The organism is Pseudomonas sp. GW821-FHT05D12 (assembly GCF_059419825.1).
This window is the reverse complement of record NZ_JBWKSN010000007.1, coordinates 68,830-86,969: the sequence shown is the minus strand read 5'-3', so window position 1 is coordinate 86,969 and position 18,140 is coordinate 68,830. Positions and strand designations below refer to the sequence as shown.

Here is an 18,140-nt window from a genome sequence, read left to right as displayed (position 1 = left end):
TTTATCGCGTGGAATCAACAGGTTTTCAGCTTCGCCCATGTGTGTCTGGTTTTTTGAAGTGCAAGTGTTTTTTCGCGTGTTTTAGCAGGTGTTGCCCCACGCCGCGCTGTTTCAGGACGAACTAAATAAAGGCTGTTGCGCACTCATTTTTGCAGGGAAATTCAATCAGCCGATGCTCACGTGTCTGGCTCATTTATCCTCTAGAAAGAGCGCAAATTCCCATGATCAGTTCTGAGTCTTTATCGCGTACACCCCCACAGCAAACCTTGCCGCTTGCCGATCCCGGACCGTTTGGCGTGGGCGCCAGCGGCAAGCCGACCTACACCACCGACCAGGCGGGCAAGCACATCACCCGCGATAACCTGCACTTTCACGACCGCAATAACGACAACAAGATAGATCTTTCCTACACCGTCGATCCCACTTTCTCTGCTGCGCAGCAGCAACGTGTGCGCCAGGCCGCCCAGTCCTGGCAGGACGTGGCCAATATCAGTTTCAGGGAGCGGGCGGCAGGTGCGGACTGCACGGTTCACGTCAAGAACAACCCACGTGGAGACCGTGGCGTCGCCATCTCACCCACGCGCGCCACCAGCAGTACCACCGCGACGATTGGCACACTGAAATCAGGCAGTTCGCCGGGGCTGGACAGCCACTTTTCGCTCACCGCTGTGCATGAAATCGGACACGCCATCGGCCTGCAGCATCCGGGTAACTACAATGGCGGTGGTTCCACTTATGACAATGGCGCTGTGTATGCCGGTGACACCAAGGCGCGCAGTGTCATGAGCTACTGGTCCGAAAAGCATCAGGCCGGTCATGATTTTCGCCACTCCAACCCCAGCGCGCCGATGATGGATGACATTGCCGCGGTGCAGCGGCTGTATGGGGCCAATCACCAGACCCGCAAGACCGACACCACCTATGGCTTCAACTCCAATACCGAGCGCGAAGCCATGACCCTCAAGAGCGCCACGGACAAACCGATCTTCTGCGTCTGGGATGGCGGGGGGGACGATACCCTGGATTTTTCCGGGTTTGCCCAGAACCAGAACATCAGCCTGAAGGCCGAGTCGTTTTCCGATGTGGGTGGCTTGAAGGGCAATGTCTCCATCGCCAAAGGCTGCACGGTTGAGAACGCCATCGGCGGTGCCGGACGCGATGTGTTGACGGGCAATGACGCGAACAATCGGCTCAAGGGCGGTGCGGGGGCCGACACATTGCGCGGCGGTGGGGGCGCGGATACGTTTATCTACGACAAGGCCAGTGACTCCACACCGCAGCAGCCGGACGTGATCGAGGACTTCACCACCGGGGTCGACAGGCTCGATGTCTCGGGCGCCTTGAGAGAGGCGGGTGTCGGCGCCCTGATGTTTACTGACCGGTTCAGTGGGCGGGCCGGGGAGGCTGTGCTCAAGCATGACGCTGCCACGGGTCGTTCAAGCCTGGAGATCGACCTGATGGGCACGGGCAATGCCGGCTTCATGGTCAAGGGCATCGGCCAGATCAAGCCGGGGGATGTGCTGTGGCAGGGGCAAACGGTGCCGAAGGTCGTGCCAGCACCGGTACCGGCGCCGTCGCCAGCACCCGTGCCCGCACCACCGCTACCGGCACCGCTTGATCCGACCGCAGGCATGATTTCAGTGTTAAGCGAAATGCTCGCCACGACGCTGTCGACCTTGCTGCAGTTAGTGCTGAACGTTGTCAGGCGTTGATCAGCGCTTCGACATACTCCACAAACGCGCGTGCCTTGGCGCTCGCCATCCGGCCGGTGGGGAACACTGCCCACAAATCCCGGGGCGGCAAATGCCAGTCCGCCAGCACGCGCTTGACCTCGCCGCTGGCCAGCTCCGGCGCGAACATCCAGCTGGAAGACAGTGTCAGGCCCAGATGGCTCAGTACGGCGGCGCGCACGCCTTCCGCCGCCGTCACGCGCACGCGGCCATGGGCAACGAGCGGGTAATGCGTGTCGCCTTGGGTAAAGTTCCAGTGCGAGCCTTCGCCTCGGGTGTAGATGATCGCCTGGTGCTGCAGCAAGTCCGCCGGGGTGGCGGGCTCGCCGAAGCGTTCGAAGTAGGCCGGCGTGCCGAGGATCACGCAGGGTGATTCACCGATCTTGCGCGCCGTGAGGCTGGAGTCATCCAGGTTGCCCATGCGCAGGGCGACGTCGATGCCTTCTTCCACCAGATTGAGCGTGCGGTCATCGAGCACCACGTCGACATTCACCCCCGGGTACTGCTCCAGGAACGCGCCCAGGTGCGGAATGATATGCATGCGGGCGAAGGTCACCGCTGCGCTGATACGCAGGTTGCCCGACAGCCCGGCGCCGGCTCCCCGGGCGGCGTCGTCGGCCTCGTTGGCTTCGTCGATGGCGCGCCGGGCTTTCTCGAAAAACGCCAGGCCTGCCTCGGTGGGCGTAAGGCCACGGGTCGAACGCAACACCAGGCGCACCGCCAGGCGTGCTTCCAATTGCGCGATGCTCTTGGACACGGCGGGCTGGCCGATGCCCAGGCGCTTGGCAGCGGCCGAGAACGAACCGGTTTCGACAACGTGGACGAAAGTTTCCATGGCAGTAAGGCGGTCCATCGGGTGTCCTTGGGTTATCGGGTGAGGGCGTCGAGCAGCGCCGAGGGTTCCGGGCGTTGAGTGTAATCCGGGTTGACCTCGGCGTAACGGATCACGCTGTCCTGGCCGATCACATAGCGGGCGGGCATGGGCAGTGTCCAGGCCGGATCGTCGTTGATCAGCGGCAGGTTGTTGCCCAGCGCCTTGTAGAGTTCGATCAAATAATCCGGCAATTGAAAGCGCAGCCCGAACGCATCGGCGACGTCGTTGTGGGTGTCGCTGAGGATCGGGAACCCCAGCCCGGCAATGCGCGTGGATTTGCGGCTGTTGGCGGCCGTTTGCGGCGACAGGGCCAGCAACTGGGCGCCAGCCGCCGTCAGTGTCGGCAGAAACGCCTGCAACGCCTGCAATTCCATAGTGCAGTAAGGGCACCACACACCTCGGTAGAACGTCAGCACCAGCGGCCCCTGGGCCAGCAGCCTGGCCGAGGACACCGCGTTGCCGTCGGCGTCCTTGAGGCTGAACAGCGGCGCTTTGTCTCCCACCTTGAGGGCACGTTGTGCTGCACCGCTGGCGATCAGCTCGGCGGTGGCGCGCTCCATGATCGGATGGATATGCGCGGGCGCGTTATAGGGCGGCTTGCCCGCTTTGAAGTCAGCGCGGAAGGCATCAAGTGTGGCTTGAAGTGTCATGGCGGTAGTCCCTCGGGAGATGAGCCGGCTTGGCTGGAGGGGATGATGGGCACGGCGGTGCGCGGGTAGAAGCGGGCTGCCGGGCATAGGATTTATGCGTCGAGGGAATGAATGCGTGTAATACCAACATTCGGTAAAACAGCCGCCAGTCGGGATCCCTGATTCTGTGCTTGAGTAAAGATAACTCTAGGGTTACTTTTATTCCGACCAAGCCAAGGAGGCTGCGGTGCAAAGCAGGCTATTGATCAAGGAGCTGCAAGAGGCGGGTTGGGTGCTGGATCGGGTCACGGGCAGTCATCACATTTTTACTCACCGCTATAACCCGTACACGATCCCGGTGCCGCACCCCGAGAAGGACCTGCCGCTGGGCACCGTCAGAAGCATCAGGAAACGCGCCGGACTGTTTCAGTTTTAAGGAGAGCATTCATGCAATACCCAATCTGTATCGAATGGGGCGATGACTTTACCGCCACCGGTATTCAGATCCCCGATATTCCAGGCGCGGTCACCGCCGGGGACAGTTTCGAAGAGGCGTACAACGCCGCCGTGGAAGTCGCGCACATCATGCTGCAAGAAATCGCCGCCGAAGGTGGGCCGATTCCGATGCCCACGTCGGTGGCCAATCATCACGCCCATGAAGACTACGCCGGGATGGGCTGGGGCATGCTCGAGCTGGACATCTCGCCCTATCTGGGCAAGACCGAGAAGGTCAACGTGACCTTGCCCGGTTATGTCATCCAGCGCATCGACCGTTATGTGCGCGAGCACAAGGTCAAAAGCCGCTCGTCATTCCTGGCGGACGCGGCCTTGGAGAAGCTGGTGCGCTCCTGAGGGCGATCAGGCCGTGGCGACCGTGGCCTGGCGCGAAGCGCTCAAGAAGCGCAACAACGCCACCAGCGGGAACGCACTGCCCACCAGCATCACGCCCAGCCAGCCACCGTGCTCGTAGACGCTGCTGGCAATCGCCGAGCCGAAGGCGCCGCCGATGAAGATGCTGGTCATGTACAACGCGTTGAGGCGGCTGCGGCTGTTGGCGTCGAGGGCATAGATCGCGCGTTGGCCGAGGACCATGTTCATCTGCACGCAGAAGTCCAGGACCACGCCGGTCACCGCCAGGCCGATCACGCTGTACAGCGGGTGCACGAAGGCTGGCAGGAAGCTCAGCACGGCAAACAGCATGGCCAGCAGTGAGGCGCGGTGAGTGTGGCCGGCATCGGCCAGGCGGCCGGCGATGGGCGCAGCGATGGCACCCAGGGCACCGACCAGTGCGAACAACGCGATCTCACTTTGGCTCAGCCCATGATTGCGCGCCAGCTCCAGCGGTGCGGCGGTCCAGAACAGGCTGAAGGTGGCAAACATGCAGCCCTGGTAGAACGCACGTTGGCGCAGCAGGGGTTGTTCACGCAACAAGGTGCCAAGCGAGCCGAGCAATTGGCCATAGCTGGCGCTGTGGTCAGGCTGGCGCTTGGGGATGGTCAGCATCAGCACCACGCTGATGAACGCCATCAACGCGGCCGCCGCCATGAACATCGCCCGCCAGCCGAAGTGGTCCGCGACCACGCTGGACACCGGCCGCGCCAGCAGAATGCCGAGCAGCAGCCCGCCCATGATGCTGCCCACCACCCGGCCACGGGATTCGGCGGGTGCCAGGTGGGCGGCCAGCGGGATCAGGATTTGCACCGACACCGAACTGAAGCCGATCAGCAACGACACCAGCAGGAACAGATTCGGCTGCTCGGTGAAGGCCGCGCCCAGCAGGCTCGCAATGGCCACCACGGTGGTGGTGATCATCAGCTTGCGGTTTTCCAGCAGGTCGCCCAGCGGTACCAGGAAAAACAGGCCGAGGGCATAACCGATTTGCGTCAGGGACACGATCAGGCTGGCCATCGCCGGGGTGAGGCCGATGTCCGGTGCGATCAGTTCGATGATCGGCTGCGCGTAGTAGATGTTGGCGACGATGGCGCCGCAGCAGAACGCAAACAGCATCACCATCGCGCGGGTCATGGTGGTTGTAGGGTGTGAGGTAGCGTTCATGGTGTTCTCATAAAAGCGGAGGAAGTAGGCGAGCGAGAGTAGAGACAAGGTGCAACGGCGAGTAGGCCGCTGGTGGTGATAACACTCATGCCGGGAATTAATGACTGAAACGTTAACTTTCGCGTCGAACGGCAATGATACATTCAGACACAACTGCCGAAACAGGAAATCCATTGCGATGAAGATCACGTTGAACAAGATGCTCCTGGCTTCCACCCTTGCCGCCGCCATGGCTGTCGGCCTGGCGAACGCGGCCGATGCCCCACGCGTGGGTGTGCGTGGCGCCATCACGGCGATCGACGGCGACGCGATGCACGTCAAGGTCAACAGTGGTGAAGACGTCACCGTGCACCTGACAAAAGACACCCAGGTCCGTGCCGTGACGCTGGCGAAGATCGACGAGATCAAGCCCGGCAGCTACATCGGCTCGGCTGCCATGCCCAACGCCGACGGCACCCTGACTGCCCTCGAAGTGCATGTGTTCCCGCCGGCGATGGCCGGCACGGGCGACGGGCACCGGGCGTTCGACCTCAAAGAAGGCAGCAGCATGACCAACGGCACGGTCGGCGACCTGGTGGTCAGCAACGGGCGGACGTTGACCGTCAAATACAAAGGGGGCGAGCAGAAGATCGTGGTGCCGGATGATGTGCCGATCGTCAACCTGGAGCCAGGCGACCGCAGCTTGCTCAAGCCGGGGGTGAAGGTGGTGATGTTTGCGGCGAAGGACGCGGACGGGACGGTGACGGCGCAGGCTATCTCGGCCGGCAAAGATGGCGTGACACCGCCGATGTAAGGGCCAGGCGCATCCCCTAATGTAGGCGCTGGCTGGCCTGCGATAGCATCACCTCGGTATGCCTGATACGTCGAGGTGTCTGCATCGCAGGCCAGCCAGCTCCCACACGGGGCTGCGTTTGTTCAGTTATTGACCGCTGTAGATCTGGTCGAAAACACCGCCATCATTGAAGTGGGTTTTCTGCACGGTGCGCCAGTCGCCGAAGGTCTTCTCTACCGAGAGGAATTCGACTTTCGGGAAGCGGTCGGTGTACTTGGCCAGTACCTTCGCGTCGCGTGGGCGCAGGTAGTTGTTGGCGGCGATTTCCTGGCCTTCCGGCGACCACAGGTACTTCAGGTAGTCTTCGGCGGCCGCGCGGGTGCCTTTCTTCTCGACCACTTTGTCGACCACCGACACCGGCGGCTCGGCTTCGGCAGAGACGCTTGGGTAGATCACTTCGAATTGATCACGGCCAAATTCGCGGGCGATCATTTCTGCTTCGTTTTCAAAGGTCACCAGCACGTCGCCGATCTGGTTGGTCATGAACGTGGTGGTCGCGGCGCGGCCACCGGTGTCCAGCACAGGTGCCTGCTTGAACAGCTTGCCGACAAAGGCCTTGGCCTTGTTCTCGTCGCCGCCGTTTTTCAGCACGTAGCCCCAGGCCGACAGGTAGGTGTAGCGGCCGTTACCGGAAGTCTTCGGGTTGGGCACGATCACTTGCACGCCGTCTTTCAACAGGTCCGGCCAGTCTTTCAGGGCTTTCGGGTTGCCTTTGCGCACGATAAACACCGTGGCGGAGGTGAACGGCGCGCTGTTGTTCGGCAGGCGCGTGACCCAGTTGTCCGGCACCAGCTTGCCATTGTCGGCGAGGGCGTTGATGTCGGTGGCCATGTTCATGGTGATCACGTCAGCCGGCAGGCCGTCGATCACCGAGCGCGCTTGTTTGCTGGAGCCGCCGAAGGACATCTGCAGGGTCAGCTTGTCGTTCGGGTGCTCGGCGTCCCAGTGTTTCTGGAAGGCGGCGTTGTAGTCCTTGTAGAAATCGCGCATCACGTCATACGAGACGTTGAGCAGAGTGACCGGGGCTGCCTGGACGGCGCCCGCCAGGGCAAGGCCGGCGGCCAGTAGAGAGGCGCTAACGAGTTTTTTCACTGCTCATTCCTTGTTGTTCGAGAAGGTTATCGATTGAGTGAGGGCATTTTGCCAGCGACTATAGCTGGGCCTGCATAGACGCTTAAAGATTAAAACGCACTTTGCTTATTCCACTTTCTTAAACAGCGCATTGCCACAGCGCGAGCAGAACGCCGCGTTGGGCTCGTGGCTGTTCTTGTTGCACACCGGGCAGTCGGTTTGCAGTTGCTCACCGCGCATGGCACTGGCCAGTTCGGCGGTAAAAATCCCCGTCGGCACGGCGATGATCGAGTAACCGGTGATCATCACCAGTGACGAAATCACCTGGCCCAGCGGGGTCTTGGGCACGATATCGCCAAAGCCCACGGTGGTCAGGGTCACGATCGCCCAATAGATGCCCTTGGGAATGCTGGTAAACCCGTGCTCCGGGCCTTCGATCACGTACATCAAGGTGCCGAATACGGTGACCAGGGTGCACACGCTGACCAGGAACACCACGATCTTCTGCTTGCTGCCGCGCAGCGCGGCCATCAGGTAGTTGGCCTGCTTGAGGTAAGGGCTGAGCTTGAGCACGCGGAAGATCCGCAGCATCCGGATGATGCGGATGATCAGCAGGTACTGGGCGTCGCTGTAATACAGCGCGAGGATGCCGGGGACGATGGCGAGCAAATCCACCAGCCCATAGAAGCTGAAGGCATAGCGCAGCGGCTTGGGCGAGCAGTACAGGCGCAGGCCGTACTCGATGGCGAAAATGATGGTGAAGCCCCACTCGATGTAGGCCAGCACGTCGGCGTAGTTGTCGTGGACGGTCTGGATACTGTCGAGGATCACAATCACCAGGCTGGCGAGGATGATCAGCAGCAAGGTGCTGTCGAAGCGCCGGCCGGCCGCTGTGTCGCTTTGGAAAACCATGACGTAGAGCCGCTGACGCCAGTCGTTGTTGCTGTCCATAAAGCCCGCCTGAATCGAATATCGAGCAAGCCTAGGGGGATTCGAAGGGGCTGTCCATGCGGGGTTTACCCAGCATCCGGCGACCGGCACGCACCAGCCAGCACGCGAGGATGAACGGGGCGGTCAACGCCGGCAGGTGCAGCGCGGCAAAGCCTGGCGTGAGGACGATTGCCAGCAGGATGCCGAGCAGTGGTTGCCAGACGTGGCGGCGCGTCTGGCACAGGGCCAGTGCCGCCAGCGCGGGGTTGTAGCTGTGCAGGCCGAGCAGGGCGCTGGCGGTCTCGTCGAGCAGCAGCGCGATCAGCACTCCGCAGAGGGCGCCGGTCAAGGCCCAGAGGGCGGCACGCCGATTGGCCAGCCACAGGCCAAGCGCGATCAGCGCACCGGCCAGGGGCTGGTCGAGCAGCATGATTTGCGCGAGCCCGGTAAAGGGCGCGGCCAGGACGGCCAGGGTGTCGGCTTCGCCGAGTGCAAACGTGCTCGGCGGCACGCTGCCCAGCAACAGCCAGCCCAGGCCGACAAACGGCGCGGTGTAGGCGGGCAGGTCATCGGGGCGGGTTGCGTGTTTGAGCCATTGTCGCGTGAGCATCGCACTCAAGCCGCCGCACGCCAGGATCAGCGGTGGCAGCACGGCCGACCAGGTAAAATGCTGGCTGATCAGCAAACCCAGCAGTACGCCGTTGTAGCTATACAGTCCGGCCTGGCGTTCGGCCTTGGGATAACCCCGGCGCTGGGCCGTGAGCAAACCGGCGACGCCTCCCAGCAATGCCCCGCCGAGCAGGGCCGGGGCGCCGATCAGGATGGCCAGCAGGCACAGCAGGCCACACAGGGGATGGCGCTGCAGGAAGATCTGGCTGAAGCCGTTGAGCAAGGCTTCGGCCCAGTCGGGGCAGGATTGGTTGGGCATGGCGGATGAGTCTGAGGGACCGAGTTGCCCCCAATCGCCGGCAAGCCAGCTTCACATTTGAATCGGTTCACCAATCAAAATGTGGGCGCCGGGCTTGCCCGCGATGAGGCCTGGACAGACGCTAGATCAACGTCTCGATACGCAGCGAGTTGGTCGACCCCGGTTGCCCGAACGGCACTCCCGCGGTAATCACCAACGTATCCCCACGCTGCGCCATCCCCTGGGCCTGGGCGATCTCCAGCGCGGTCGAACACACTTCATCGACCTGGCGCAGCCGATCATTGACCACCGAATGCACGCCCCACGCCACGCTCAAGCGGCGCGCAGTGGAGAGGTTCGGCGTGAGGTTGAGGATCGGCGCCACCGGCCGTTCCCGTGCCGCACGCAGGCTGGAGCTGCCGGACTCGCTGTAGTTCACCAGCACCGCCACCGGCAGGATGCTGCTGATCCGCCGGATCGCACAGCTGATGGCGTCCGACACCGTGGCGTCCGCCTTGGGCCGGCTGACGTCCAGTTGCGTCTGGTAGTCCGGGCCGTTTTCGACCTGGCGGATGATCTTGCTCATCATCTGCACGGCTTCCAGGGGGTACTCGCCGGACGCGGTTTCCGCCGACAGCATCACCGCATCGGCGCCTTCGGCCACGGCGTTGGCGACATCGGTGACTTCGGCGCGAGTCGGTGCCGGGGAGAAACGCATGGACTCGAGCATCTGCGTGGCCACCACCACTGGCTTACCCAACTGGCGGCAGGTGCTGATGATGTCTTTCTGGATCTGCGGCACGCTCTCGGCGGGCACTTCCACACCCAGGTCGCCCCTGGCCACCATGATCGCGTCGCTCAGCTCGGCGATTTCTTGCAGGCGCTGCACGGCCGAGGGTTTCTCGATCTTGGCCATCAGGAACGCTTTGTCGCCGATCAACTCACGGGCTTCGCGGATGTCTTCCGGGCGCTGCACGAACGACAGCGCCACCCAGTCCACACCCAGTTCCAGGCCGAAGCTCAGGTCGCTGCGGTCCTTGGCGGTGAGCGGGCTGAGTTCCAGCAGCGCTTGTGGCACATTCACACCTTTGCGGTCGGACAATTCGCCGCCATTCAGCACCGTGGTGTCGATGGCATCCGCATGCTTGGTGATGACCCGCAGGCGCAATTTGCCGTCATCCAGCAGCAGGTCCATGCCCGGCTCCAGCGCCGCGATGATTTCCGGGTGCGGCAGGTTGATACGGCGCTGGTCGCCCGGTGTGGGGTCCAGGTCCAGGCGCAGGGCCTGGCCACGCACCAATTGCACCTTGCCTTCGGCAAAGCGCCCGACCCGCAGCTTCGGCCCTTGCAGGTCCATGAGGATGCCCAGCGGGTAGTTCAGCTGGCGCTCGACCTGGCGAATCCACTGGTAGCGCTGGGCGTGATCGGCGTGCTCGCCGTGGCTGAAGTTGAGGCGAAAGATATTCACGCCGGCCTCCACCAGCTCGCGGATATCATCGATACCGTCGGTGGCCGGGCCCAGGGTGGCGAGGATTTTGACCTTCTTGTCAGGCGTCATGTTTGGCAGTCTCAAGGATCAGGATGGCGCGGAAATCATTGACGTTGGTGCGCGTCGGTTCGGTGACGATCAAGCCCTCGAGCGCGGCGAAATAGCCGTAGCCGTTGTTGTTATCCAGCTCGTCGCTGGCCGACAGGCCCAAGGCCTCGGCGCGGGCATAGCTGCAGGGGGTCATGATGGCGCCGGCGTTGTCTTCGGAGCCGTCGATGCCGTCGGTATCACCGGCCAGGGCGTACACGCCCGGCAAGCCCTTGAGGCTGTCGGTCAGGCTCAGCAGGAATTCGGCATTGCGCCCGCCACGGCCATTGCCGCGCACGGTGACGGTGGTTTCGCCGCCGGAGAGGATCACGCAGGGCGCCGCCAGTGGCTGGCCATGCTGCACGATTTGTCGGGCGATGCCGGCGTGCACCTTGGCCACGTCCCGCGCTTCGCCTTCAAGGTCGCCGAGGATCAGCGGGCTGAACCCGGCCTGGCGGACTTTCACCGCGACCGCTTCGAGGGATTGCTGCGGGCGCGCGATCAATTGGAAGTGGCTGCGCGCGAGTGCCGGGTCACCCGGCTTGACGGTTTCCGAGGCCGGGTTCTGCAACCAGCTGCGTACCGAGGCGGGGGCGTCGATGCCGTAGCGCTTGAGGATCGCCAGCGCCTGTTGCGACGTGCTCGGATCGCCAACGGTGGGGCCGGAAGCAATCACCGTGGCCTGGTCGCCCGGCACATCGGAAATCGCATAGGTGTAGACCGTCGCCGGCCAGGCCGCCTTGGCCAGTCGGCCGCCCTTGATCGCCGAGAGGTGCTTGCGCACGCAATTCATCTCGCCAATGGTGGCGCCGGATTTGAGCAGGGCTTTGTTGATGGCTTGCTTGTCGGCCAGGGTGATGCCTTCGGCGGGCAGGGCGAGCAGGGCAGAGCCGCCGCCAGACAGCAGGAAGATCACGCGGTCGTCTTCGGTCAGGTTGCTGATCAATGCCAGCACGCGTTTGGCCACGGCGAGGCCGGCGGCATCGGGGACCGGGTGGGCGGCCTCGACCACTTCGATTTTCTTGCACGGCGCGCCGTGGCCGTAGCGCGTAACCACCAGGCCAGAGACTTCGCCCTGCCAGGCGTTTTCCACCACCAGGGCCATGGCGGCGGCGGCTTTGCCGGCGCCGATCACGATCACACGGCCGCTGCGGTCGGTGGGCAGATAAGGTTCGAGGACTTGCCGGGGGTGGGCGGCGTCGATGGCTGTGGCAAACAGCGCGCGAAGCAGGTGTTGCGGATCGACCGACATAAGCGGGCTCCCGGGGGATTCTTGTTATTAGGGGGGCATCAATTCCAGGCTGGAATGCGATCAAATGTGGGAGCGGGCTTGCTCGCGAATGCGTTCTGACATTCAACATCCATGCTGACTGATACACCGCTTTCGCGAGCAAGCCCGCTCCCACATTCGACCGCACTCAAAGGTGGAAGCGGGGTGGGTTACTTATCGCGAATCGAAAAATTCGCCATATGCTCCAGCCCCTTGATCAGCGCCGAATGGTCCCAGTTGCCGCCGCCGATCGCCGTGCAGGTGCTGAACACCTGTTGGGTGCCGGCGGTGTTCGGCAGGTTGATCCCCAGCTCCTTGGCACCGGCCAGGGCCAGGTTCAGGTCCTTCTGGTGCAGGTTGATGCGGAAGCCCGGATCGAAGGTGCCCTTGATCATGCGCTCGCCATGCACTTCGAGGATCTTCGAGGAGGCAAAGCCACCCATCAGCGTTTCACGCACCTTGGCCGGGTCGGCGCCGTTCTTCGAGGCGAACAGCAGCGCTTCGGCCACCGCCTGGATATTCAGCGCGACGATGATCTGGTTAGCCACCTTGGCCGTCTGGCCATCGCCATTGCCACCCACCAGGGTGATGTTCTTGCCCATGCTCTGGAACAGGGGCAGGGCGCGTTCGAAGGTCTGCGGCTCGCCACCGACCATGATGCTCAGGGTGCCGGCCTTGGCGCCGACTTCACCGCCGGACACTGGCGCATCCAGGTACTGCGCGCCGGTCTGGTTGATCTTGGCGGCGAACGCCTTGGTGGCGGTGGGGGAGATCGAACTCATGTCGATCACCACCTTGTTGGGTGACAGGCCGGCGGCGACACCGTCGGCGCGGAACAGCACGTCATCGACCTGCGGGGTGTCGGGCACCATGACGATGATGAACTCGGCTTCCTGGGCGACTTGCTGCGGGTTGGCCAACGCGATGGCGCCCGCACCGATCAGCTCGGCCGGCGCCTTGCCATGATGCTCGGAGAGAAACAGTTGGTGACCTGCTTTCTGCAGGTTGGCGGCCATGGGTTGGCCCATGATGCCGGTGCCGATGAATCCGATTTTAGCCATGACGAAAATCCTCTCTTTATTCGATGTGAGAGCTGCTTTTTGTGGGAGCTGGCTTGCCTGCGATGGCATTACTTCGGTTTAACTGAGAGACCGAGTTGCCTGCATCGCAGGCAAGCCAGCTCCCACACAAGCCCTGCTTTCACATTGGGTTTTGTGTTGTTCAGTCAGATCGCGTTGTGGGTTTTGAGCCAGCCCAAACCCGCTTCGGTGGTGGTCAGCGGCTTGTATTCACAGCCGACCCAACCCGTGTAACCGATGCGGTCCAGATGCTCGAACAGGAAGCGATAGTTGATCTCGCCGGTACCCGGTTCATTGCGCCCGGGGTTGTCCGCCAGCTGGATATGGTTGATCTCGCCCAGGTGCGCGGCCATGGTGCGGGCCAGGTCGCCTTCCATGATTTGCATGTGATAGATGTCGTATTGCAGGAACAGGTTGGCGCTGCCCACTTGCTCGCGAATCGACAGGGCCTGCGCGGTGTTGTTGAGGTAGAAGCCCGGAATGTCGCGGGTGTTGATGGCTTCCATCACCAGCTTGATGCCCACCGCTTGCAGCTTGTCGGCCGCGTACTTGAGGTTGGCGACAAACGTCTTTTCCAGGGTTGCATCATCGACACCGGCAGGCCGGATCCCCGCCAGGCAGTTGATCTGGGTATTGCCCAGCACCTCGGCGTAGGCGATGGCCAGGTTGACCCCGGCGCGGAACTCCTCGACCCGATCCGGGTGGCACGCCAGGCCGCGCTCGCCCTTGGCCCAATCACCGGCCGGCAGGTTGAACAGCACTTGGGTCAGGCCATGGGCGTCAAGTTGTGCCTTGATTTCGGCGGAGCTGAACTCATACGGGAACAGGTACTCGACCCCTTCGAAACCGGCCTCGGCGGCGGCTTTGAAGCGGGCGAGAAAGTCCTGCTCGGTAAACAACATGGACAGGTTGGCGGCAAAGCGCGGCATAGGGTTCTCCTTAATCGAGCAGGGAAATGGCAGTCGGCGCATCGTTGCCGACCAGGGCCAGATCTTCGAATTCGTTGACGGCGTTGATCTCGGTGCCCATGGAAATATTGGTCACGCGCTCCAGGATGATCTCGACGATCACCGGCACCTTGAATTCCTCGATCATCTCCTGCGCCTTGCGCAGGGCCGGCTGGATCTGGCCCGGCTCGAACACGCGCAGGGCCTTGCAACCCAGGCCTTCGGCGACGGCGACGTGGTCGACGCCATAACCGTTGAGTTCCGGGGCGTTGAGGTTGTCGAAGGACAGCTGGACGCAGTAGTCCATTTCAAAACCGCGCTGGGCCTGGCGGATCAGCCCCAGGTAGGAGTTGTTCACCACCACGTGGATGTACGGCAGCTTGAATTGCGCGCCCACCGCCAGCTCTTCGATCATGAACTGGAAGTCATAGTCGCCGGACAACGCCACCACCTTGCGGCTCGGGTCGGCCTTGACCACGCCGAGCGCTGCGGGGATGGTCCAGCCCAACGGGCCGGCCTGGCCGCAGTTGATCCAGTGGCGCGGCTTGTACACGTGGAGGAATTGCGCGCCGGCAATCTGCGACAGGCCGATGGTGCTGACGTAGCAGGTGTCTTTGCCGAACACCTGGTTCATCTCTTCGTACACCCGTTGCGGCTTGACCGGCACCGCGTCGAAGTGGGTCTTGCGCTGCAGGGTGGCCTTGCGCTGCTGGCAATCATGCAGCCAGGCGCTGCGGTCCTTGAGCTTGCCGGCGGCTTTCCACTCGCGGGCCACTTCAATGAACAGGGTCAGCGCGGAACCGGCGTCGGAGACGATGCCCAGGTCCGGGGTGAACACGCGGCCAATCTGCGTCGGCTCGATGTCGACGTGAATGAACTTGCGGCCTTCGGTGTAGACCTCCACCGAACCGGTGTGGCGGTTGGCCCAGCGGTTGCCGATGCCGAGCACCACGTCCGACTTGAGCATCGTCGCGTTGCCATAGCGGTGGGAGGTTTGCAGGCCGACCATGCCGACCATCAGCGGGTGGTCGTCGGGGATGGTGCCCCAGCCCATCAGCGTCGGGATCACCGGGATGCCAGTGAGTTCGGCGAACTCCACCAACAGTTCGCTGGCGTCGGCATTGATCACGCCACCGCCGCTGACCAGCAACGGCCGCTCGGCGGCATCGAGCAGGGCCAGGGCTTTTTCCACCTGGATGCGGGTTGCCAGCGGCTTGGCCAGAGGCAGCGGCTGGTAGGCGTCGATGTCGAATTCGATTTCGGCCATCTGCACGTCGAACGGCAGGTCGATCAACACCGGGCCTGGGCGGCCTGAGCGCATTTCGTAGAAGGCTTTCTGGAACGCGTAGGGCACCTGGCCAGGTTCGAGCACGGTGGTCGCCCACTTGGTCACGGGCTTGACGATGCTGGTGATGTCGACGGCCTGGAAGTCTTCCTTGTGCATCCGTGCACGCGGCGCTTGGCCGGTGATGCACAGGATCGGGATCGAGTCCGCCGAAGCGCTGTAGAGGCCGGTGACCATGTCGGTGCCCGCCGGGCCCGAAGTGCCGATGCACACGCCGATATTGCCGGCCTTGGTGCGGGTGTAACCCTCGGCCATGTGCGAGGCGCCTTCAACGTGGCGAGCAAGGACGTGATCGATGCCACCGACCTTCTGCAAGGCCGAATACAGCGGGTTGATCGCGGCGCCAGGGATACCGAAGGCGGTGTCCACGCCTTCACGGCGCATCACCAGGACGGCGGCTTCGATTGCTCTCATTTTGCTCATTATTTTGGTGCCTCTTGCGTTTTGTAATTGTATACAAGTGGTGTCTGGATAAAGTGTATTCACGGCGAGTGGCGCAGGTCAATCCATTTTGTTCGCGGCCCTTTGCGTTCGTCGGAAGGCATTTTTTCGACGTATGGAGTGTTTGTGCGAAATTATTGTATACAAAATTAATTGTCATTGTGTTCTATTTGTTTGATCGAGCATCTGATCAGACAGACATCCACCGCTTTCCCAATAACAAAAGAAGGACGGCACCATGAGCGCTTTAACCTTGAAAATCGCCACCCAGCTCGCCAGTCAGGCCCTCAACGCAGGGCGCACGCTGTCGACGGCGCCGCTGACCATCGCGGTCCTCGACAGTGGCGGCCACTTGATCACCCTGCAACGCGAAGACGGCGCCAGCCTGCTGCGCCCGCAGATCGCCATCGGCAAGGCCTGGGGCGCGATCGCGCTGGGCAAGGGCTCGCGCTTGTTGGCACTGGACGCGCAGCAGCGCCCGGCGTTTATCGCGGCATTGAACAGCCTGGGGCAGGGCAGCGTGGTCCCGGCACCGGGCGGGGTATTGATTCGAGATCGAGAGGGGGTGGTACTGGGGGCGATCGGGATCAGTGGCGACACATCGGACATCGACGAGCAATGCGCGATCACCGCAATCGAGGGCGTGGGGTTGTTGGCGGATGCGGGGGTGCCCGCGTGATTTGAAGTGACGGTGCGGGTCTCTTCGCGAGCAAGCCCGCTCCCAAATTTTGAATGCATTCCAAGTGTGGGAGCGGGCTTGCTCGCGAAGGCGGCAACGCGGTCTCGGCACTAAACCCGGATCACCTCCCACAACGGATCACCCCATCCCCTCCAGCAACTCCGCTCCCACATTCGGAATGCAGTCCAAATGTGGGAGCGGGCTTGCTCGCGAAGGCGGCGACGCGGTCTCGGCACTAAACCCGGCTCACCTCCCACAACGGATCACCCCAATCCCCCCAACAACCCGGCTCCCACATTTGAACTGCAGTCCAAATGTGGGAGCGGGCTTGCTCGCGAAAGCGGCGACGCGGTCTCGGCACTAAACCCAGATCGCATCCCACAGCGGATAGTCGCCGATTCGTTCTACCAAGTTGGCCCGCAATGGATTAGCCACCACATACCGGGCCATTTTCACCAGGTCGTCTTCCTTTCGTAGCGCACGATCATGAAAGCTGGTTTGCCAAAGCCTGCCTTTGCGACCGCTGGCGCCGTTAACGGTGCGGGTGCTTTTGGATTTCACCTGGCACATCAGGTCTCCCAAGGAGCCTTTTTGCAGTTCGATCAGCCAGTGGAAATGGTCTGGCATCACCACCCAGGCCAGAGAGTTGGCCAGCCCTTGGTACTGGGCGAGCCGGAATTGCCCGACCACCAGGCGGCCGAGGTGGAAGTCGCGAAATATCGGCAGGCGTTCGTGGGTGTTTGTGGTGATCAGGTAGACACGGTTCGATTCGCTGAACCGCCCGATACGCAGGCGGTGCGAAGTGGCTAAATCAGGCATTCCTTGGCCTCTCTTCAAGTGGTGTCCTGAGAGGCTAGATCCCGCCGATCAATGCTGGGCGCCAGGCTTTTGGCAGGATGTGTCTGGAAGGCCGCTTTCGCGAGCAAGCCCGCTCCCACTGGGGGTGGAGGGATTCGAACATTTTGTGTTCAACACCGCAGAAATGCAGGCGCTGGCTTGCCTGCGATGCAGACACCCCCCTCCATTAGTCCGGCTCACACCCCTTGAGCACCAACCGGATGATCGTCTGCGCTGCCGCTTCATAGTCCGCCTCATCCAATTTGGCCTTTCCGGTCACCGCCGAGATCTGCCAATCGAAATCCGCATAGGTCTGCGTCGCGGCCCAGATGCTGAACATCAGGTGGTTGGGGTCAATGGCGGCGATCAGGCCGCGATCTACCCAGTTCTGGATGCAGTCGATGTTGTGCTTGGCCTGGGCGTTGAGCTGTTCAACCTGGTCGGCACTGAGGTGTGGCGCGCCGTGCATGATTTCGCTGGCGAACACCTTGGAGGCGAAGGGCAGATCGCGGGAGATGCGGATTTTCGAGCGGATGTAGTTGCTCAGCACCACCGACGGCTCACCTTCGGGGTTGAACGGCGTGGACGCTGCCAGGATCGGCTCGATAATGCTTTCGAGCACCTCGCGATAGAGGTTGTCCTTGGACTTGAAGTAGTAATAGACATTGGGCTTGGGCAGCCCGGCCTTGGCGGCGATGTCGCTGGTTTTGGTCGCGGCGAAGCCCTTGTCGGCAAACTCCTCGCTGGCCGCCCGCAGGATCTTTTCTTTGTTGCGCTCGCGAATGGTGCTCATAAACCAGGGTTTTCCTTGCCAGGACAGGCGGTTGCGCATGGTAGCACCGGCCTTGCGCAGCGCTCAAGAATCCTACTCCAGGCCTTGCAGGCCGGGGGCTTGCGCCAGATTGTCTGTCTTGATGCTGAACGCATTCAAGGTTGTA

Annotated in this window: 18 protein-coding genes; 5 read left to right on the top strand and 13 right to left on the bottom strand. The window is 62.4% G+C overall.

What is annotated here, in order from left to right; all coding sequences use genetic code 11:
- The first annotated feature begins 221 nt into the window (after positions 1 to 221).
- A complete protein-coding gene (locus tag AC07SI_RS14950) occupies positions 222 to 1,712 on the top strand; it encodes a M10 family metallopeptidase C-terminal domain-containing protein (RefSeq protein ID WP_495005977.1) in 1,491 nt (496 codons plus the stop codon).
- On the opposite strand, the gene AC07SI_RS14945 is transcribed toward AC07SI_RS14950, so the two are convergent.
- Together AC07SI_RS14945 and AC07SI_RS14940 are read right to left on the bottom strand one after the other, a co-directional pair.
- Positions 1,702 to 2,583 (bottom strand): LysR family transcriptional regulator, encoded by an 882-nt coding sequence (locus AC07SI_RS14945; RefSeq protein ID WP_120447983.1) that lies wholly within the window; start codon positions 2,581 to 2,583, stop codon positions 1,702 to 1,704. The two genes, AC07SI_RS14950 and AC07SI_RS14945, sit on opposite strands and share 11 nt — an antisense overlap.
- Positions 2,584 to 2,597: 14 nt before the next feature.
- Positions 2,598 to 3,254, bottom strand: coding sequence for a peroxiredoxin-like family protein (locus tag AC07SI_RS14940; RefSeq protein ID WP_495005976.1), 657 nt, complete (start codon positions 3,252 to 3,254; stop codon positions 2,598 to 2,600).
- A gap of 226 nt (positions 3,255 to 3,480) precedes the next feature.
- On the opposite strand from AC07SI_RS14940, the gene AC07SI_RS14935 reads away from it, so the two are divergent.
- On the top strand, positions 3,481 to 3,669 hold the full coding sequence (locus AC07SI_RS14935) for a type II toxin-antitoxin system HicA family toxin (protein WP_495005975.1): 189 nt from the start codon (positions 3,481 to 3,483) through the stop codon (positions 3,667 to 3,669).
- An 11-nt stretch (positions 3,670 to 3,680) separates the two neighbouring features.
- The gene (locus AC07SI_RS14930) at positions 3,681 to 4,085 is read left to right on the top strand and encodes a type II toxin-antitoxin system HicB family antitoxin (RefSeq protein WP_016978509.1); all 405 of its coding nucleotides are present in this window, start codon (positions 3,681 to 3,683) and stop codon (positions 4,083 to 4,085) included.
- 6 nt (positions 4,086 to 4,091) lie between these two features.
- Here the strand turns inward: AC07SI_RS14930 and AC07SI_RS14925 are convergent, their stop codons facing one another.
- Positions 4,092 to 5,288 (bottom strand): MFS transporter, encoded by a 1,197-nt coding sequence (locus AC07SI_RS14925; RefSeq protein WP_106804704.1) that lies wholly within the window; start codon positions 5,286 to 5,288, stop codon positions 4,092 to 4,094.
- Between the two features lie 178 nt (positions 5,289 to 5,466).
- On the opposite strand from AC07SI_RS14925, the gene AC07SI_RS14920 reads away from it, so the two are divergent.
- A complete protein-coding gene (locus AC07SI_RS14920) occupies positions 5,467 to 6,081 on the top strand; it encodes a DUF5666 domain-containing protein (RefSeq protein ID WP_065901603.1) in 615 nt (204 codons plus the stop codon).
- A 126-nt stretch (positions 6,082 to 6,207) separates the two neighbouring features.
- On the opposite strand, the gene AC07SI_RS14915 is transcribed toward AC07SI_RS14920, so the two are convergent.
- The 8 genes from AC07SI_RS14915 to gcl all read right to left on the bottom strand — a co-directional run bounded on the left by AC07SI_RS14915 (position 6,208) and on the right by gcl (position 15,668).
- Positions 6,208 to 7,212, bottom strand: a complete 1,005-nt coding sequence (locus AC07SI_RS14915) for a sulfate ABC transporter substrate-binding protein (RefSeq protein ID WP_065901602.1) — start codon at positions 7,210 to 7,212, stop codon at positions 6,208 to 6,210.
- A gap of 105 nt (positions 7,213 to 7,317) precedes the next feature.
- The gene (locus AC07SI_RS14910; protein WP_065901600.1) at positions 7,318 to 8,142 is read right to left on the bottom strand and encodes an ion transporter; all 825 of its coding nucleotides are present in this window, start codon (positions 8,140 to 8,142) and stop codon (positions 7,318 to 7,320) included.
- Positions 8,143 to 8,173: 31 nt separating this feature from the next.
- The gene (locus AC07SI_RS14905; protein ID WP_495005974.1) at positions 8,174 to 9,049 is read right to left on the bottom strand and encodes an urea transporter; all 876 of its coding nucleotides are present in this window, start codon (positions 9,047 to 9,049) and stop codon (positions 8,174 to 8,176) included.
- 121 nt (positions 9,050 to 9,170) lie between these two features.
- Positions 9,171 to 10,586 (bottom strand): pyruvate kinase, encoded by a 1,416-nt coding sequence (pyk, locus tag AC07SI_RS14900; RefSeq protein ID WP_201143828.1) that lies wholly within the window; start codon positions 10,584 to 10,586, stop codon positions 9,171 to 9,173.
- Positions 10,576 to 11,856, bottom strand: coding sequence for a glycerate kinase type-2 family protein (locus AC07SI_RS14895; RefSeq protein WP_065901594.1), 1,281 nt, complete (start codon positions 11,854 to 11,856; stop codon positions 10,576 to 10,578). The genes pyk and AC07SI_RS14895 overlap by 11 nt, the downstream gene beginning before the upstream one ends.
- Before the next feature lie 188 nt (positions 11,857 to 12,044).
- A complete protein-coding gene (locus AC07SI_RS14890; RefSeq protein ID WP_495005973.1) occupies positions 12,045 to 12,935 on the bottom strand; it encodes a 2-hydroxy-3-oxopropionate reductase in 891 nt (296 codons plus the stop codon).
- Positions 12,936 to 13,099: 164 nt separating this feature from the next.
- Complete coding sequence (gene hyi / locus AC07SI_RS14885; protein ID WP_495005972.1) at positions 13,100 to 13,882, bottom strand: hydroxypyruvate isomerase; 783 nt, start codon at positions 13,880 to 13,882, stop codon at positions 13,100 to 13,102.
- Positions 13,883 to 13,892: 10 nt separating this feature from the next.
- Entirely contained in the window at positions 13,893 to 15,668 is a 1,776-nt protein-coding gene (gcl, locus tag AC07SI_RS14880; RefSeq protein ID WP_065901588.1) for a glyoxylate carboligase, read from the bottom strand.
- Between the two features lie 256 nt (positions 15,669 to 15,924).
- Between gcl and AC07SI_RS14875 the strand changes: the two genes are divergently transcribed.
- On the top strand, positions 15,925 to 16,365 hold the full coding sequence (locus tag AC07SI_RS14875) for a GlcG/HbpS family heme-binding protein (protein WP_065901586.1): 441 nt from the start codon (positions 15,925 to 15,927) through the stop codon (positions 16,363 to 16,365).
- 360 nt (positions 16,366 to 16,725) lie between these two features.
- Here the strand turns inward: AC07SI_RS14875 and AC07SI_RS14870 are convergent, their stop codons facing one another.
- Both AC07SI_RS14870 and AC07SI_RS14865 read right to left on the bottom strand, forming a co-directional pair.
- The gene (locus AC07SI_RS14870) at positions 16,726 to 17,184 is read right to left on the bottom strand and encodes an REP-associated tyrosine transposase (RefSeq protein ID WP_201143830.1); all 459 of its coding nucleotides are present in this window, start codon (positions 17,182 to 17,184) and stop codon (positions 16,726 to 16,728) included.
- 205 nt (positions 17,185 to 17,389) lie between these two features.
- Positions 17,390 to 17,995, bottom strand: coding sequence for a TetR/AcrR family transcriptional regulator (locus tag AC07SI_RS14865; RefSeq protein WP_065901582.1), 606 nt, complete (start codon positions 17,993 to 17,995; stop codon positions 17,390 to 17,392).
- Between the last annotated feature and the right edge of the window lie 145 nt (positions 17,996 to 18,140).